This window comes from Pukyongiella litopenaei (assembly GCF_003008555.2).
Lineage (GTDB): Bacteria > Pseudomonadota > Alphaproteobacteria > Rhodobacterales > Rhodobacteraceae > Pukyongiella > Pukyongiella litopenaei.
The window spans coordinates 715,800-731,278 of sequence record NZ_CP027665.1; the positions used below are offsets into that span (position 1 = coordinate 715,800).

General features: G+C 66.2%; 17 protein-coding genes and 1 tRNA gene. 11 read left to right on the top strand and 7 right to left on the bottom strand.

What is annotated here, in order from left to right:
* The first annotated feature begins 229 nt into the window (after nucleotides 1-229).
* Nucleotides 230-1,483 carry a DNA polymerase IV gene (locus C6Y53_RS03605; RefSeq protein ID WP_106471176.1) on the top strand — a complete coding sequence of 418 codons (1,254 nt, stop codon included), beginning with the start codon at nucleotides 230-232 and terminating at the stop codon, nucleotides 1,481-1,483.
* Nucleotides 1,484-1,508: 25 nt separating this feature from the next.
* On the opposite strand, the gene C6Y53_RS03610 is transcribed toward C6Y53_RS03605, so the two are convergent.
* The gene (locus C6Y53_RS03610; RefSeq protein WP_106471177.1) at nucleotides 1,509-2,369 is read right to left on the bottom strand and encodes an N-formylglutamate amidohydrolase; all 861 of its coding nucleotides are present in this window, start codon (nucleotides 2,367-2,369) and stop codon (nucleotides 1,509-1,511) included.
* Between the two features lie 150 nt (nucleotides 2,370-2,519).
* Between C6Y53_RS03610 and C6Y53_RS03615 the strand changes: the two genes are divergently transcribed.
* The 9 genes from C6Y53_RS03615 to C6Y53_RS03655 all read left to right on the top strand — a co-directional run bounded on the left by C6Y53_RS03615 (nucleotide 2,520) and on the right by C6Y53_RS03655 (nucleotide 9,529).
* A tRNA-Val gene (locus tag C6Y53_RS03615) sits at nucleotides 2,520-2,594 on the top strand.
* Between the two features lie 78 nt (nucleotides 2,595-2,672).
* Complete coding sequence (ykgO, locus tag C6Y53_RS03620; RefSeq protein ID WP_054004448.1) at nucleotides 2,673-2,798, top strand: type B 50S ribosomal protein L36; 126 nt, start codon at nucleotides 2,673-2,675, stop codon at nucleotides 2,796-2,798.
* Between the two features lie 183 nt (nucleotides 2,799-2,981).
* Nucleotides 2,982-3,998: a Fe(3+) ABC transporter substrate-binding protein gene (locus C6Y53_RS03625; RefSeq protein WP_106471178.1), complete on the top strand. Its 1,017-nt coding sequence runs from the start codon at nucleotides 2,982-2,984 to the stop codon at nucleotides 3,996-3,998.
* Nucleotides 3,999-4,184: 186 nt separating this feature from the next.
* Nucleotides 4,185-5,105 (top strand): manganese-dependent inorganic pyrophosphatase, encoded by a 921-nt coding sequence (locus C6Y53_RS03630; RefSeq protein ID WP_106471179.1) that lies wholly within the window; start codon nucleotides 4,185-4,187, stop codon nucleotides 5,103-5,105.
* Nucleotides 5,106-5,370: 265 nt separating this feature from the next.
* Complete coding sequence (locus tag C6Y53_RS03635) at nucleotides 5,371-6,246, top strand: TIGR01459 family HAD-type hydrolase (RefSeq protein WP_106473946.1); 876 nt, start codon at nucleotides 5,371-5,373, stop codon at nucleotides 6,244-6,246.
* A gap of 339 nt (nucleotides 6,247-6,585) precedes the next feature.
* Nucleotides 6,586-7,029 carry a MaoC family dehydratase gene (locus C6Y53_RS03640; RefSeq protein ID WP_106471180.1) on the top strand — a complete coding sequence of 148 codons (444 nt, stop codon included), beginning with the start codon at nucleotides 6,586-6,588 and terminating at the stop codon, nucleotides 7,027-7,029.
* 60 nt (nucleotides 7,030-7,089) lie between these two features.
* Entirely contained in the window at nucleotides 7,090-8,022 is a 933-nt protein-coding gene (locus tag C6Y53_RS03645; RefSeq protein WP_106471181.1) for a bifunctional riboflavin kinase/FAD synthetase, read from the top strand.
* Nucleotides 8,019-8,489, top strand: coding sequence for a YcgN family cysteine cluster protein (locus C6Y53_RS03650; RefSeq protein ID WP_106471182.1), 471 nt, complete (start codon nucleotides 8,019-8,021; stop codon nucleotides 8,487-8,489). Before C6Y53_RS03645 ends, C6Y53_RS03650 begins: the two co-directional genes overlap by 4 nt.
* Nucleotides 8,489-9,529 (top strand): threonine aldolase family protein, encoded by a 1,041-nt coding sequence (locus tag C6Y53_RS03655; RefSeq protein WP_106471183.1) that lies wholly within the window; start codon nucleotides 8,489-8,491, stop codon nucleotides 9,527-9,529. The genes C6Y53_RS03650 and C6Y53_RS03655 overlap by 1 nt, the downstream gene beginning before the upstream one ends.
* Before the next feature lie 24 nt (nucleotides 9,530-9,553).
* Here C6Y53_RS03655 and C6Y53_RS03660 read toward each other — a convergent pair whose 3' ends face one another.
* On the bottom strand, nucleotides 9,554-10,372 hold the full coding sequence (locus tag C6Y53_RS03660; RefSeq protein ID WP_106471184.1) for an alpha/beta fold hydrolase: 819 nt from the start codon (nucleotides 10,370-10,372) through the stop codon (nucleotides 9,554-9,556).
* Nucleotides 10,369-10,971 carry a 2-hydroxychromene-2-carboxylate isomerase gene (locus C6Y53_RS03665; RefSeq protein WP_106471185.1) on the bottom strand — a complete coding sequence of 201 codons (603 nt, stop codon included), beginning with the start codon at nucleotides 10,969-10,971 and terminating at the stop codon, nucleotides 10,369-10,371. Before C6Y53_RS03665 ends, C6Y53_RS03660 begins: the two co-directional genes overlap by 4 nt.
* Nucleotides 10,972-11,079: 108 nt before the next feature.
* Here C6Y53_RS03665 and C6Y53_RS03670 point away from each other — a divergent pair, with 108 nt between their 5' ends.
* On the top strand, nucleotides 11,080-12,099 hold the full coding sequence (locus tag C6Y53_RS03670; protein ID WP_106471186.1) for a ribose-phosphate pyrophosphokinase: 1,020 nt from the start codon (nucleotides 11,080-11,082) through the stop codon (nucleotides 12,097-12,099).
* A gap of 18 nt (nucleotides 12,100-12,117) precedes the next feature.
* Here C6Y53_RS03670 and C6Y53_RS03675 read toward each other — a convergent pair whose 3' ends face one another.
* From C6Y53_RS03675 to C6Y53_RS03690, 4 genes are all read right to left on the bottom strand, one after another.
* Nucleotides 12,118-12,468, bottom strand: a complete 351-nt coding sequence (locus C6Y53_RS03675; protein WP_106471187.1) for an H-type lectin domain-containing protein — start codon at nucleotides 12,466-12,468, stop codon at nucleotides 12,118-12,120.
* Between the two features lie 266 nt (nucleotides 12,469-12,734).
* The gene (locus tag C6Y53_RS03680) at nucleotides 12,735-13,133 is read right to left on the bottom strand and encodes a F0F1 ATP synthase subunit epsilon (protein ID WP_106471188.1); all 399 of its coding nucleotides are present in this window, start codon (nucleotides 13,131-13,133) and stop codon (nucleotides 12,735-12,737) included.
* A 10-nt stretch (nucleotides 13,134-13,143) separates the two neighbouring features.
* Nucleotides 13,144-14,568 carry a F0F1 ATP synthase subunit beta gene (gene atpD, locus C6Y53_RS03685; RefSeq protein WP_106471189.1) on the bottom strand — a complete coding sequence of 475 codons (1,425 nt, stop codon included), beginning with the start codon at nucleotides 14,566-14,568 and terminating at the stop codon, nucleotides 13,144-13,146.
* An 18-nt stretch (nucleotides 14,569-14,586) separates the two neighbouring features.
* Nucleotides 14,587-15,465: a F0F1 ATP synthase subunit gamma gene (locus C6Y53_RS03690; RefSeq protein WP_106471190.1), complete on the bottom strand. Its 879-nt coding sequence runs from the start codon at nucleotides 15,463-15,465 to the stop codon at nucleotides 14,587-14,589.
* Nucleotides 15,466-15,479 lie beyond the last annotated feature (14 nt).

Consider the following 15,479-nt stretch of genomic DNA (forward strand, 5'->3'; position numbering starts at 1 on the left):
AGCGGGCAGAAGTTTACCTTAGGTCAGGAAAACCGGACTGTGATCGATACGGGTGTTGGGCGAGACTGGGACCGTGACACTCCCCCGACGAACTTTTTCTTCCTGTGGTTCGTCACCTCCCCCCGCTGATGCAGCGGGGGGTCTTTCGTGAAACACCCGGCATCCGCATTCCCGGCCCGGCGCCGCTGCGCTAGGATCGGGTCACGGAACAATCGTGGATTCCCCCGTCATGCCCGCCCTGTGCCGCGACTGCCTGACCCCGTTCGACGATGCCCGGCGCTGCCCCGCCTGCCGCAGCCCGCGCATCATCGCGCATCCCGAACTGTTCGACCTGACCATCGCGCATATGGATTGCGATGCCTTCTATGCCTCGGTCGAAAAGCGTGACAATCCGGACCTTGCCGACCGCCCGGTGATCATCGGCGGCGGGCGGCGCGGCGTGGTTTCCACCGCCTGCTATGTCGCGCGCATCCGTGGCGTGCGCTCGGCGATGCCGATGTTCCAGGCGCTGAAACTCTGCCCCGACGCGGTGGTGATCAAGCCGCGCATGTCGGTCTATGCCGATATCTCGAAACGCATCCGCGCGATGATGGCGGACCTGACCCCGGCGGTCGAGCCGCTGTCGCTGGACGAGGCGTTCATGGACCTGTCCGGCACAAGGCGCCTGCATGGCGCTCCGCCCGCGGTGATGCTGGCGCGGCTGGTGCGGCGGATGCATGACGAACTGGGCCTCACCGGCTCGATTGGGCTGTCGCACAACAAGTTCCTGGCCAAGGTCGCGTCGGACCTGGACAAGCCGCGCGGCTATTCGGTGATCGGCAAGGCGGAAACGGCGGGGTTCCTGCACGACCGGCCCGTGCGTCTGATCTGGGGGATCGGACCGGCGGCGCAGGAGGCGCTCGACCGGGCCGGCATCCGGACATTCGCGGACCTGCTGCGCTGGAACAGGGAGGCGCTGCACGACCGGTTCGGCATGATGGGCGACCGGCTCTGGCACCTAGCCCGCGGCGAGGACCGGCGCCGGGTGTCAGCCCACGCCCCGATCAAGTCGATCTCGAACGAAACCACGTTCTTCGAGGATACCGGCAACACCGACATCCTGGACGGCCATATCTGGCGGCTGTCGGAAAACGTGTCCGACCGGGCCAAGGCGCGCGAACTGGCGGGCCGTGTCGTGACGCTCAAGCTGAAACGCGCCGATCACGGGTTGCTGACGCGGCGGCTGACCCTGCGGGACGCGACCCAGCTGGCCGACCGGATCTATCGCACCGCGCGGGGGCTCTACGACGCCGAGGCCGGCAAGGGACCGTTCCGGCTGATCGGGGTTGGCCTGTCAGACCTCTGTCCCGAGGCGCAGGCCGATCTTTCCGGCGACCTGCTCGACCCCGGAGCGGTCCGGCGGCAGGGGGCCGAACGCGCCGCCGACGCGATCCGCGACCGGTTCGGCAAGGATGCGATCGTGAAAGGCCGGGCGCTGCGCTGAAACCCGGTCGCCCGTCCGCTCACCCCTATTCGGCGGCCAGCGGCATGTCGGCGGCCCCGATGGCGGCGATTTCGGCGATCACGCCGCGCATCAGCGCACGGAACGCGTCGAAATCCGGACGCGGCGCGATCTGCCGTTCGTCCATGTAGATCGACCTGTCGATCTCGATCTGAACCGCGTGCTGGCCGCGCTCGGGACGCCCATAGGCCTGAGCGACATAGGCCCCGGCAAACGGCGCGTTGCGGGCCACCCGCAGCCCGGCGGCGGAAAAGGCAGCCTCGATCCGGTCCACGACCTCGCCACCCGCGGCGGCCCCGAACCGGTCGCCCAGCACCACCTCGGGGCGGGCCCAGCCCCCGCCCAGCATGTTCTCGATGGCCTCGTGCGGCATCGAATGGCAATCGACCAGAATCGCCTGGCCGAACTGCAGGTGCGTCGCCGCGAGCAACCCTTTCAGGGTCGCGTGATAGGGATGCCAGCACCGGTCGAGCCGCTCCTGCGCCTGCGACCGCGACAGCTTGCCGCGATGGATCTGCCGGCCATTGGCCACCACGCGCGGGATCACGCCCAGCCCCGAGGCGACGCGCGGGTTGTGCCCGCGCCGCTGCACGCCCGCGACCACCGCCGGGTCCAGTTCGTCGACGCCGCGATTGAGATCCACATAGGCCCGCGGAACCCGCGCGCTCAATAGCGGGGCGCCGAAATCGGGCGCCGCATCGAACAACCGGTCCACAAAGGCGTCTTCCGAACTGCGAATGGCGCGTTCGTCCAGCACGCTGTCGCGCAGGAACGCCGCCGGATAGTCGCGCCCGCTATGCGGAGAGGCGAAAATCACGCAGGAGTGCTGCCGCGCGGGCATCGCGAGATCATAGGCGGGATCGGTCATCGTCGCTCCATTCCTCGTCAGTGTTTACGCCAAACCAACATCCTTCAAAAGCCCTTGATCCCACCCGCGACTCCTTCTATAGACGCCGCTACCGGCGCGGATTTCCGCGCCCCATTTCGTTCTTGGGGCGGATGACGCGGCGGTATTCATGGGCGGTTAGCTCAGCGGTAGAGCACTACGTTGACATCGTAGGGGTCACTGGTTCGATCCCAGTACCGCCCACCATGAATTCACCGCTCCGGTTCTTCGGGGTGCCCGCAACACGAGGCGCTGGCCCGCGCCGCAACGAAATGGAGAACGGCGATGAAGGTCAAGAATTCGCTCCGCTCGCTCAAGAACCGGCACCGCGACTGCCGGATCGTGCGTCGCAAAGGCCGCGTTTATGTGATCAACAAGACGCAGCGCCGGTTCAAGGCCCGCCAGGGCTGAACCTGACCGCACCGAACGATGCGAAAACCGCGCCCCTCCGGGCGCGGTTTTTCTTTGCGCGCCGTCCCGGTTTCGGCGGCAATCCGGTCATGCACGGCGAATTGTGGCTTGCATCTTTTCCCGATTTGCTAAATTGACGAATTTAGTCGGAAATGAGCGTATCACCAATCGATGGGAGTTATCATGCGCAAACCTGCAACCTGTCTCGCCGCCCTGCTGGCCGCCACCCTGGCAACCGCCGCTGCCGCCGAGGGCGAGCTCAACCTCTATTCGTCCCGCCACTACGACACCGACGAGAAACTCTACTCCGATTTCGAAGAGGCCACCGGCATCACCATCAACCGCATCGAAGGCAAGGCCGACGAACTGATCGCGCGGATGGAGGCCGAGGGCGCCAACAGCCCCGCCGATGTGATGCTGACCGTGGACACCTCGCGGCTGAAGCGCGCCAAGGATGCCGGCATCCTGCAATCGATCGACAGCGCGGTGCTCGAGGAACGCATCCCCGGCAATCTCCAGGACGCGGACAACCAGTGGTTCGGGTTCTCGCAGCGGTCGCGGATCATCTTCTACGACAAGGCCGACGTGGCCGAACCGCCGCAGACCTATGCCGATCTGGCCGACCCCAAATACAAGGGGCAGGTCTGCATCCGGTCCTCGACCAACGCCTACATGCAGACGCTGCTGGCCGCGATCATCGAACATGAGGGCGAAGAAGCCGCAAAATCCTGGGCCGACGGCGTGGTCGCGAACTTTGCCCGCGATCCGCAGGGCGGTGACACCGACCAGCTGCGCGGCCTCGTGTCGGGCGAATGCGACATCGCGGTGGCGAACACCTATTACTTCGCCCGCGCGCTGCGCAAGGATGTCAAGGGCCTCAGCGACAGTGTCGACACGATCGGCTGGGTGTTTCCCGACCAGGACGGCAACGGGGCGCACATGAACCTGTCGGGCGCCGGCGTGGCCGCCCATGCGCCGAACCGCGACAACGCGATCAAGTTCCTCGAATACCTGTCGGGCGATCAGGCGCAGGTCTATTTCTCGGCCGGCAACGACGAATATCCGGCGGTCAAGGGCGTGGACCTGGCCGAGTCGGTCCAGAAACTGGGCGACTTCAAGGCCGATAGCGTGGACCTGTCGGCCGTGGCCGACAACATCCCCGCCGCGCAGAAGATCTTCAACGAGGCCGGCTGGAAGTAATCCGGCAATCGTATCCCACGCCTGCGGCGCCGGTCCCTGTGGCCGGCGCCGTTTGCTTTGGCGCTGTTTGCCCTCGTGCCGATTGCCTTGACCGCGCGCCGCAAACGGCACCGAAACCGGGTGACAAGCACCGGGGCAGCCCCTATAAGGCGCGCGACTTTTCCTTCCCAGTACAGGATTGCTGCCATGACCGTGCAAGTTTTCGGCCACAAGTCGCCCGATACCGACTCTACCGGATCGCCCATCATCTGGGCCTGGTACCTGTCCGAGATAAAGGGCATCCCGGCAACCCCGGCGCTGCTGGGCGAACCCAACACCGAAGCCGCCTTCATGCTCCAGCGCTGGGAACTGGAAAAACCGGCGATCATCGACGACGTGGCCGACGGTACGCCGGTCGTGATCGTTGACACCAACAACCCCGCCGAACTGCCCGCCAATATCAACGGCGCCGACATCCAGGGGATCATCGACCATCACAAGCTGGTGGGCGGGCTGGAAACCAAGGGCCCGATCGACATCACCATCCGCCCGGTCGCCTGCACCGCCACCATCATGCACGACCTGATCGGCGACGACATGAGCCGGATGCCGAACCGGATCAAATGCGCGATGCTGACCTGCATCCTGTCGGACACGCTGGAGTTCCGCAGCCCCACCACCACCGACCACGACCGCGCCGTGGCCGAGAAGCTGGCCGGCCAGCTCGGCATCTCGATCCCCGATTACGCCGCCGAGATGTTCGCGGCGAAATCCGATGTCTCGGCATTCTCGGACGCCGAACTGCTGCGCATGGACAGTAAGGAATACGAGGTCGAGGGCACCAGGTTCCGCGTGTCGGTGCTGGAAACCACCGCGCCCGCGACCGTTCTGGCGCGCACGGACAGCCTGATCGAGACCATGCAGACCGTCGCCGCCGAGGATGGCGTCGATCAGGTTCTGCTGTTCGTGGTGGACATCCTGAACGAGGAAGCGACCCTGCTGGTGCCGAACGACCTGGTGAAATCGCTGGCGGCCAGCAGCTTTGGCGCCAGCGCGACCTCGGACACCGTGGTCCTGCCCGGCGTGGTCAGCCGCAAGAAACAGATCATCCCGAACCTGAAACTCTGAGCGGTTCGTAAACCGGGGCGCGGTTCCGGCGCCCTGTCGTGCAGAAAAACCCGGACGGTCGCGGCAACGCACCGCCCGGATTTCGTTTGGGGGGATGGGCACGCAGGCGGCGCGGGTCGCAAATCTCCGTGCGCGGCCCCGTTTCCCCACACCGGACAGCGCCCGATCGTTCCCCTGCCCCGGTTGCACCGGCCCGCCAAAGCTTGTGAACGCGCCCGCGCCCTGCCATACCGCCGCCAACCGCAGATCGAAACGGAGCGTCGCCATGACCCAGATCGTCGAATCGCTTGCCGAAATCTCCGACCGCTACGACGCGCTGTTCGTCGATCTCTGGGGCTGCGTGCATAATGGCGTCGCCGCCTATCCGGACGCGGTAGCGGCGTTGCAGGCCTTTCGCGGGCGGGGCGGCACCGTGGTGCTGGTCACCAATTCGCCCAAGCCGCGTGCCGGGGTGGCGCGGCAGCTGGTCGAGTTCGGCGTGCCGGACGATGCCTGGGACACCATCGCCACGAGCGGCGACAGCGCCCGCGCGGCGATGTTCTCGGGCGCGGTGGGCAACAAGGTCTGGTTCATGGGCGAATGGGAACGCGACGCGGGGTTCTTTGAACCGATCCACGTCATTCACGACCCCGTCCCGATCGAGCGGGTCGAACTGGAACAGGCCGAGGGCATCGTCTGCTGCGGCCCTTTCGATCCTCTGGCCGACCCGGCCGGGATGCGGCCCCGGTTCCTCTATGCGAAACAGAAAGGGCTGAAACTGCTCTGCGCCAATCCCGATATCGTGGTGGACCGGGGCGAGGTGCGGGAATGGTGCGCCGGGGCGCTGGCCAGACTCTATACCGAGATGGGCGGCGAAAGCCTCTATTTCGGCAAACCGCATCCGCCGATCTACGACCTCGCCCGCCGGCGCCTGGCCGAGATCGACCGGCTGGTGCCTGATGCGCGCATCCTGGCCATCGGCGACGGGATCGGAACCGACATTGCCGGCGCGATGGGCGAGGATATCGATTCGCTGTTCATCACCGGCGGCCTGGCCGCTGCCGAAACCAGGACCGCATCGCAGCCCGATCCGCAGGCGCTGGAGGCGTATCTGCAACGGGAAATGACATCGCCCCGCCATGCGATCGGGTTTCTGCGCTGATCGGCGGCAGACCCGGGACCGGCTGACTGCCCCCTGATCGCGTGACGGCCGTTCGCGCCGCCGCCCTGCCCGTTGCCCGCTTGGGCCGGGGTGCAGCCATGTCACCGGGACGTGGTCGAAACTGTCTGGCGCTCCCTTGCGGGTCCGGATGCCGGAACGCACCCGCCGACAGGTTGCTGTCGACAGCCGGCGATGCCCCGTTGCGACGCATCGATAGGACCGGATCTGCATTTTCGCGCGATTGGCCCCTTGATTTTCTGCGACTGCAAAGTAATAAAGTTGCCAGCGCACCATGCTGCGTATAAGGAAATTTCTTGCCCGATGACTCGCGAGGATGACATGCTGGACAATCTGCCCCGTGGAACGATCTGCATCGAAGATATCGAAATGGGCATGTCGCGCCACCTGCGCAAAGTGGTGACGGACGAGGATATCGAGATGTTCGCCCAGGTGTCGACCGACCGGAACCCGGTGCACCTGGACGATGACTACGCCCGCGACACGATTTTCCAGGGCCGGATTGCCCACGGGATGCTGACCGCCGGTCTGATCTCGGCGGTGATCGGTGAACAGCTGCCCGGCCACGGGACGGTCTATATGGGCCAGTCGCTGAAATTCCTCGCCCCGGTGCGGCCCGGCGACATGGTCTATGCCGAGGTCAAGGTCATCGACATCGACATGTCCAGACGGCGGGTGAAGCTCGACTGCCATTGCGCGGTGGACGGCAAGAAGGTTCTGGTCGGCGAAGCCATGGTTCTGGCCCCCAGCCGCAAGTTCGACTGACCGGTTCCAGGGCCGCCGCACACGCTTGCACCTGCCTGCGCGGGGGGCTAGGCAGGCGTCATGCGGATCATCAGAGACTATCAGTTCGTCGATCCCCCGAACCGGGGCGCCAGCGTCGCGATCGGCAATTTCGACGGCGTGCATATCGGTCACCAGTCGGTGATCCGGCTGGCCCGCGACCGGGCGCCGCAGGCGCCGCTGGGGGTTCTGACCTTCGAGCCGCATCCGCGCCAGTTCTTTGCCCCCGACGCCCCGCCGTTTCGGCTGATGGGCCGTGACGCCCGCGCGCACCGGTTGCAGAAACTGGGTGTGGAACGGCTGTATGAGCTCAATTTCAACGCCGCGCTGGCGGGCCTGACGCCTGAGGCATTCGCCCGTGACGTGCTGGCGGGGGGGCTGGGGCTGAGCCATGTGGTGGTCGGCGCCGATTTCTGTTTCGGCAAGGCGCGGGCCGGCAATGCCGACGACCTGGTCCGGCTGGGCGCGGAGCTGGGCTTTGGCGTCACCGTTGCGCCTTTGCTCGAAGAAGGCCCGCATGTGGTGTCCTCGTCGGCGATCCGCGCCGCGCTGACCGAAGGCCGCCCGCGTGATGCCGCGGCGATGCTGGGCCATTGGCACCGGATCGAGGGCCAGGTGGTCGGTGGCGAACAGCGCGGCCGCGAACTGGGCTTTCCGACCGCGAACATCTCGATCGAGGGGCTGCACCGCCCCGCCTATGGCGTTTACGCGGTGCTGGTCGATGTGCTCGACGGCCCCAATGCCGGCTGCTACCGGGGCGCGGCCAGCCTGGGCATCCGCCCGATGTTCGACGGCGACGTGCCCAATCTCGAAACCTTCCTGTTCGATTTCTCGGGCGATCTCTATGGCGCCACCCTGTCGGTCGCGCTGGTCGATTACCTGCGCCCCGAAGCGACATTCGACGGGCTCGACGCGCTGGTCGCGCAGATGCAGGCCGATTGCGACCGCGCCCGCGACCTGCTGGCGGCGCTGTGAGCGACCTGATCGACCGCACCGGGCTGCCGCCGCGGTTCTGGGAACGCAAGCCGCTGCGCGACCTGTCCCGGCGGGAATGGGAGGCGCTGTGCGACGGCTGCGGCAAATGCTGCCTGAACAAGCTCGAGGACGAGGAAACCGGCGAGGTGGCGCTGACCCGCGTGGCCTGCCGCCTGCTGGACGACGCGACCTGCCGCTGCGCCCAGTATGAGATCCGTCACCAGTTCGTTCCCGACTGCATCGTGCTGTCGCCCTCGAATATCGACGACAATCTTTATTGGATGCCCGCCACCTGCGCCTATCGGCTGGTCCACGAGGGCCGCCCGCTCCATGACTGGCATCCGCTGATCTCGGGCGATCCGGAAACGGTGCACAGCGCCGGGGTTTCGGTGCGCAACATGACCGTGCCCGAGTTCGCGGTCGACGAAGACGACTGGGACGATCACATCATCGAGGAGCCGCTCTGATGTTCTTTGCCTCCGACAATTCCGGGCCGGTGCATCCCGACATCATGGCCGCGCTGGCCGATGCCAACACGGGCCATGCCTGGGCCTATGGCGATGACGCGCTGATGGACGAGGTTCGGACGCGCCTGCGCGATATCTTCGAGGCGCCCGAGGCGGCGGTCTATCTGGTCGCGACCGGAACGGCGGCCAATGCGCTGGCGCTGGCGACCCTGTGCCAGCCCTACGAGACCGTGTTCTGTTCGCCCGTCGCCCATATCCACGAAGACGAGTGCAACGCGCCGGAGTTCTTCACCGGCGGCGCTAAGCTGACGCTGGTGCCGGGCGGCGACCGGATGAGCGCGGATGCGCTGCGCGCGGCGATCGCGGCCGAAGGCACGCGCGGCGTGCATGGGCCGAAACGCGGGCCGGTGTCGATCACCCAGGCCACCGAACGCGGCGGCGTTTATGCGCTGGATGACCTGCGTGCGCTGACCGGCGTGGCGCGGGAATTCGGCCTGCCGGTGCATATGGACGGCGCCCGGATGGCCAATGCGCTGGTCACGCTGGGCTGCAGCCCGGCCGAGATGACCTGGAAATCGGGTATCGACGCGCTCAGCCTTGGCGGGACCAAGAATGGCTGCATGGGGGTCGAGGCGGTGATCCTGTTCGAGCCCTCGAAGGCTTGGGAATTCGAACTGCGCCGCAAGCGCGGCGCGCATCTGTTTTCCAAGCATCGCTACCTGTCGGCGCAGATGGCGGCCTATCTGCGCGACGACCTGTGGCTGACCACCGCGCGGCAGGCAAATTCGAACTGTGCCCGGCTGGCCGAAGGGCTGCGCGCGAAAGGCGCGGAGTTCCTGTTCAAGCCGCAGGCCAACATCGTCTTTGCCAGCTTCCCGCGTGCCACCCATCGCCGCCTGCACGATGCGGGTGCGCAGTATCACCTGTGGGGCAGCGCCGACCTGGATGGCCCGGACGAGGCCGAAATGCTGGCCTGCCGGCTGGTCTGCGACTGGTCGATCCCGCAATCCGAGATCGACCGGTTCCTGGCGTTGCTCTGACCCCGGCCCGCTCAGTCCGGGGAGTCAGCCCGGGGAGGCGGCCAGAAGCGCCCGCAGGTGGGCCGCGGCGTCCTCGGGACGGGTGACCGGCAGCATGTGCCCGGCGCCATCGACCACGATGTTGCGCGCGCCCGCGATCCGGGCGGCCAGCCCGTCGCAGATCGGCACCATGCTGGGATGGCTGGCGCCGCCGCGCAGGATCGCCACCGGCATCGTCAGCCGATCCAGGACGCCGGGCCGCAATATGCCGGGCCTGTCCTCGTTCGTCGCCGAAACGGACGCCGGCAGGACATGGATGCCGCGCACCATCGCGGCCCGCATCTGTTCGGGCATCTGGTCCCAGCGCGGCCCGCCGGTATCGCCCCACATGCGGTTGAACAGCCGCGCGCCCAACGCATCGTCACCGGCATCCAGCGCCTCAAAGACCGGCCTGATCTCGGCATCGTGGGACGCGATGGTGCCCGGAGCATCGGCAATCGCGACGCAGAACATGACCGGTTCGAGCAGCGTCAGGCTGCGCACCCGCTCGGGAAAGCTGGCCGCCAGCCGCAACGCGACCGTGGCCCCGAAGCTGTGGCCGATCACATCCATCCCGGGCTCCAGCAGCGGCTCGACCGCCTCGAACATCCGGTCGGGAAAATCGCCTTGGCGATCCCAGTCGGGACTGCGCCCATGGCTCAGCATGTCGGGTGTGACCAGCGTGAGTTCGCTGTCCATCTGCGCCGCCAGCCCGCGCCACGCGCCGGAATGGGCAATCGTGCAATGCAGCGCCAGCGCCCGGCGCGGGCCCTGCCCGAAACTGCGCACGAAAAGCGGCTGCGGGATGGCGCCGCCGCCGCTCATGCCGCGACCTCCGCGAGATGGGCATCGAGATCGTCGAGCCGGTCCTGCCCCCAGAACCGCGCATCGTCGCCGGTGATGTAGAAGGGCGCGCCGAACACGCCCCGCTCCACCGCCTCCTCGAGATTGGCCGCATAGGTTTCGGCCCCCACCAGAAGGCCGCTGTCGGCCAGCGACGGGTCGAACCCCGCCGCCGCCAGGCAGTCGCGGATCACCGCATCATCGGCCACGTCGCGGTCTTCGGCCCAGCAGGCCCGCGTCAGCCCATGTGCGAGCGCGCCCAGATCGCCGCCGCCGGTCTTCTGGGCCGCGATCAGCGCATAGGCGGCGGGTGCGGCGTTGGTGGGCCAGTGCGCCGGTTTCAGGTTCAGCGGCAACCCGGTCTTGCGCGCCTGCCGCCGCAGTTCCTGCAGGCGATACTGCTGCCGCGACGGGTGCCGGTCCCCGAGGGGCTGCCCGCCGGTGCGCCCGAACAGCGCGATGATGTCCAGCGGCTTGTAGGTGACGGTGGCACCGTGCCGGGCGGCGATGTCTTCCAGCCGCGTGCCGGCGAGGTAGGTGAATGGCGAGATTGTTGCGAAAAAGTAGTCGATATGGGCCATCCGGCTCTCCTCTCGCGGCAAACGCTTTGGCGCGACGGTAGCCCCGTGCTAAGCGGTGTCAACCATCACGAATCTGTCACATGCCCTAGCTGCCGGGGAAATCTGCACATGCCGACTCTGACCGAACCGAAACTGATTTCGGGAAATGCCAACCTGCCTCTGGCCCGGGCCATCGCCAAGCGAATGACCATGCACCGGGGCGTGCATACCGGGCTGGTGGATGCCCGAGTGGAACGGTTCAACGATGCCGAAATCTTTGTCGAGGTTTACGAAAACGTCCGCGGCGAGGACATGTTCATCATCCAGCCGACCTCGAACCCGGCCAATGACAATCTCATGGAACTGCTGATCATCGCCGACGCGATGCGGCGGTCCTCGGCCCGGCGCACCACCGCCGTGATCCCCTATTTCGGCTATGCCCGACAGGATCGCCGCACCAAGGCCCGCACGCCGATTTCGGCCAAGCTGGTGGCGAACATGATTGCCGGGGCCGGGATCGAACGGGTGCTGACGATGGACCTGCACGCGGCCCAGATCCAGGGCTTCTTCGACATCCCGGTCGACAACCTTTATGCCTCGCCGGTCTTTGCGCTGGACATCAAGACCGCCTTCCGCGACCGCATGGGCGAATTGATGGTGGTCTCGCCCGATGTCGGCGGCGTCGCCCGCGCCCGCGAACTGGCCAAGCGGATCAACGCCCCGCTGGCGATCGTGGACAAGCGCCGCGAGAAACCCGGTGAAATCGCCGAGATGACGGTCATCGGCGACGTAAAAGGCAAGACCTGCCTGATCGTCGATGACATCTGCGACACGGCCGGCACGCTGTGCAAGGCGGCCGAAGTCCTGATCGAAAACGGCGCCAACGAGGTCCATTCCTACATCACGCACGGGGTGATGAGCGGCCCGGCGGTCGAACGGGTCGGGAAATCGGTGATGAAGTCGCTGGTCATCACGGATTCGATCCAGCCGAGCGCCCCTGTCAGGGCCTGCGACAACATCCGCATCGTGCCCACCGCGCCCCTGTTCACCCAGGCGATCCTGAACATCTGGAACGGCACCTCGGTCTCGTCGCTGTTCGACGACGACACGCTCGGACCGATCTACGAATCTCTCTACAGCGCGGGCTGATCGCCGCCGGGCAAACCCTCAGCCGAGATCCCAGTCATCATCATGGGCGGCCTCGCCGATGGCCATCCAAGACACGCGCAGACGCGCGATGCGGGTGTCGCCCCAGGTGTTGAACACCAGTTCGAACCCGTCGGGCGTGATGTCGCGCGCGCGCAGTTCGGCCCGAAGCGCGGCATCCGGAGACACGTCCCACAACACAACCGCCACCTGCACGGCAGGCGCATTGCGGAACGCCGTCGGGAACCGAACCGACTTGCAACATTCGCGGGGGCCGTCGCCGGACCACATCTCGCCGCCATGCTCGAAGTCGGAAAACATCAGGACCTCGCCCTGTTCGATCCCGATACGGTGGTTTTGCAGTGTCTTCATCGGCTCACAGTTCCCCCGGACCGAACGCATGTCAACGCGCGACCAGACCAATTCCAGGCGACAACATCCTGAACATCAAGCGATTGCACAACCGTCTGTTGGTATTGTCAAATTGTCGATTGGCCGGATCACAACCGGGCGCGATCCGGCTCCGGCGCGCGATGTCCCGGCGGCATCGGTCCGTCCGGCGGGGTCCGGTGCCGACGGAAAAGACCGGCCCCGTTTCCGGGACCGGCCTGGATTTCTGTTGCGCGGGGCCGGCTGCGTCAGATGTTCAGCGCAGCCCGCAGCGCGGCCAGATCGGCGAGCAGCTTTTCGGCTGCGTCGCAGGCGGCTCCTTCGGTGTCCTTGACGCCGGCCTCGGCCGCGGCGACGATCGCGTCGAGATCCTCGGCCTTCACCTCGGCCACCGGCATCGCCTTTTCGGCCAGCACCGAGGTGCCGGAGGATGCGATCTGCGCGAACCCGCCGGTCACGGCATATTCCGCCGTGCCTTCGGCGCTTTCCACATGAAGGATGCCGGGGCGCAGGGTGGTGATGACGGGGGCATGATCGGGCATCGCCGTCATGTCGCCATCGGCGCCCGGAATGCGGACCGAGGTGACCTGGAGCGACGCGAGGCTCCGCTCCGGGCTCACCAGGTCGAATTGCATCGTGTCAGCCATTCAGCTCTCCTCAGGCCGCGTCTGCGGCCATCTTCTCGGCCTTGGCGATCACCTCGTCGATACCGCCGACCATGTAGAACGCGCCTTCGGGCAGGTGGTCGTATTCACCGGCCACAACCGCCTTGAACGACGCGATCGTTTCCTCGAGCGGCACCTGCACGCCGGGCGACCCGGTGAACACTTCGGCCACGTCGAAGGGCTGCGACAGGAACCGCTGGATCTTACGGGCGCGGGCCACGGTCAGCTTGTCCTCTTCGCTCAGTTCGTCCATGCCGAGAATGGCGATGATGTCCTGGAGCGACTTGTAGCGCTGCAGGATCCCCTGCACGTCGCGGGCCACCTGGTAATGCTCTTCGCCGACGATCGCCGGGTCGAGGATCCGCGAGGTCGAATCGAGCGGGTCCACCGCCGGGTAGATGCCGAGCTCGGAAATCGCACGCGACAGAACCGTGGTGGCGTCGAGGTGGGCAAACGAGGTTGCCGGCGCCGGGTCGGTCAGGTCGTCCGCGGGCACATAGATGGCCTGCACCGAGGTGATCGAGCCCTGCTTGGTCGAGGTGATGCGTTCCTGCAGCGCGCCCATGTCGGTCGCCAGCGTCGGCTGATAGCCCACGGCCGAAGGAATACGGCCCAGCAGCGCCGACACTTCCGAACCGGCCTGGGTAAAGCGGAAGATGTTGTCGACGAAAAACAGCACGTCGGTGCCGGACTGGTCGCGGAACTGCTCGGCCAGCGTCAGGCCGGTCAGCGCCACGCGGGCCCGCGCCCCCGGAGGTTCGTTCATCTGGCCGTATACAAGCGCCACCTGGCTGTCTTCCAGGTTGTCGGGCTTGATCACGTTGGATTCGATCATTTCCCAGTAAAGGTCGTTGCCCTCACGGGTCCGTTCGCCCACACCGGCAAACACCGAGAAGCCCGAGTGCACCTTGGCGATGTTGTTGATCAGTTCCATGATCAGAACCGTCTTGCCGACGCCGGCGCCGCCGAACAGGCCGATCTTGCCGCCCTTCGAATAGGGCGCGAGCAGGTCGACCACCTTGATGCCGGTGACCAGGATTTCCGATTCCGTGGACTGTTCCGCGAATTCGGGTGCCTCGGCGTGGATCGGGCGGGTTTCCGTTGCGTTCACCGGGCCCTTTTCGTCGACCGGTTCGCCGACGACGTTCAGGATACGGCCCAGGGTCGCGTTGCCCACCGGCACCGAGATCGGCGCGCCGGTATCCGACACTTCTGCGCCGCGCACGAGACCTTCGGTGGCATCCATCGCGATGGTCCGGACCGTGCTTTCGCCGAGGTGCTGCGCAACCTCGAGCACCAGTTTCTTGCCCTGGTTCTCGGTGACCAGCGCGTTCAGGATCTCGGGCAGGTGATCATCGAACTGCACGTCGACGACGGCCCCGATGATCTGCGTGACTTTGCCTTTTGCATTCGCCATGTTTCGTCTCCGGTTCTCTTAGAGCGCCTCGGCGCCCGAAATGATTTCAATCAGCTCGTTGGTGATCACGGCCTGGCGCGAACGGTTGAACTCGATGGTCAGCCTGTCGATCATGTCGCCCGCGTTGCGGGTGGCGTTGTCCATCGCGGACATCCGCGCGCCCTGTTCGGACGCACCGTTTTCCAGCAGCGCGCTGAATATCTGGGTGGCCACGCCGCGCGGCAGCAGGTCGGCCAGGATCTCGCCTTCGTCAGGTTCATAGTCGAACACGGTTCCCGCGCCGGCGTCATCCTCGTCCGTCTCGAAGGCGGCGGGGACGATCTGCACCGCGGTCGGGGTCTGGGTGACCACGTTGACGAAATGCGAAAAGAAGATCGTCGCCACGTCGAATTCGCCGGCGTCAAAGCGGGCGATGACGTCGCGCGCGATGTCCTGCGCGTTCACATATCCGACCTTCTTGACCTCGGACAGGTCGACATGACCCACGAAATCATCGGCGAAATCGCGTTTGAGCTGATCGCGGCCCTTCTTGCCGACGGTCAGCACCTTCACGGTCTTGCCCTTGGCCTTCAGCTCGGCCGCATGCTGGCGGGCGAGCTTGGCGATATTGGTGTTGAAACCGCCGCACAGCCCGCGCTCGGCGGTCATGACCACCAGCAGATGCACCTGGTCCGAACCGGTGCCGCGCAGGAGCGCGGGCGCCGCTTCGTTGCCGGCCATCGAGGCGGCCAGCCCGGCCATCACCGCGCCGAACCGTTCGGCATAGGGACGGGCGTCCTCGGCGGCTTCCTGGGCGCGGCGAAGTTTCGCCGCGGCCACCATCTGCATCGCCTTGGTGATCTTGCGGGTCGATTTGACCGACTCGATCCGGTTCCTTAGATCCTTGAGACTTGGCATCGCCTTATCTCTCC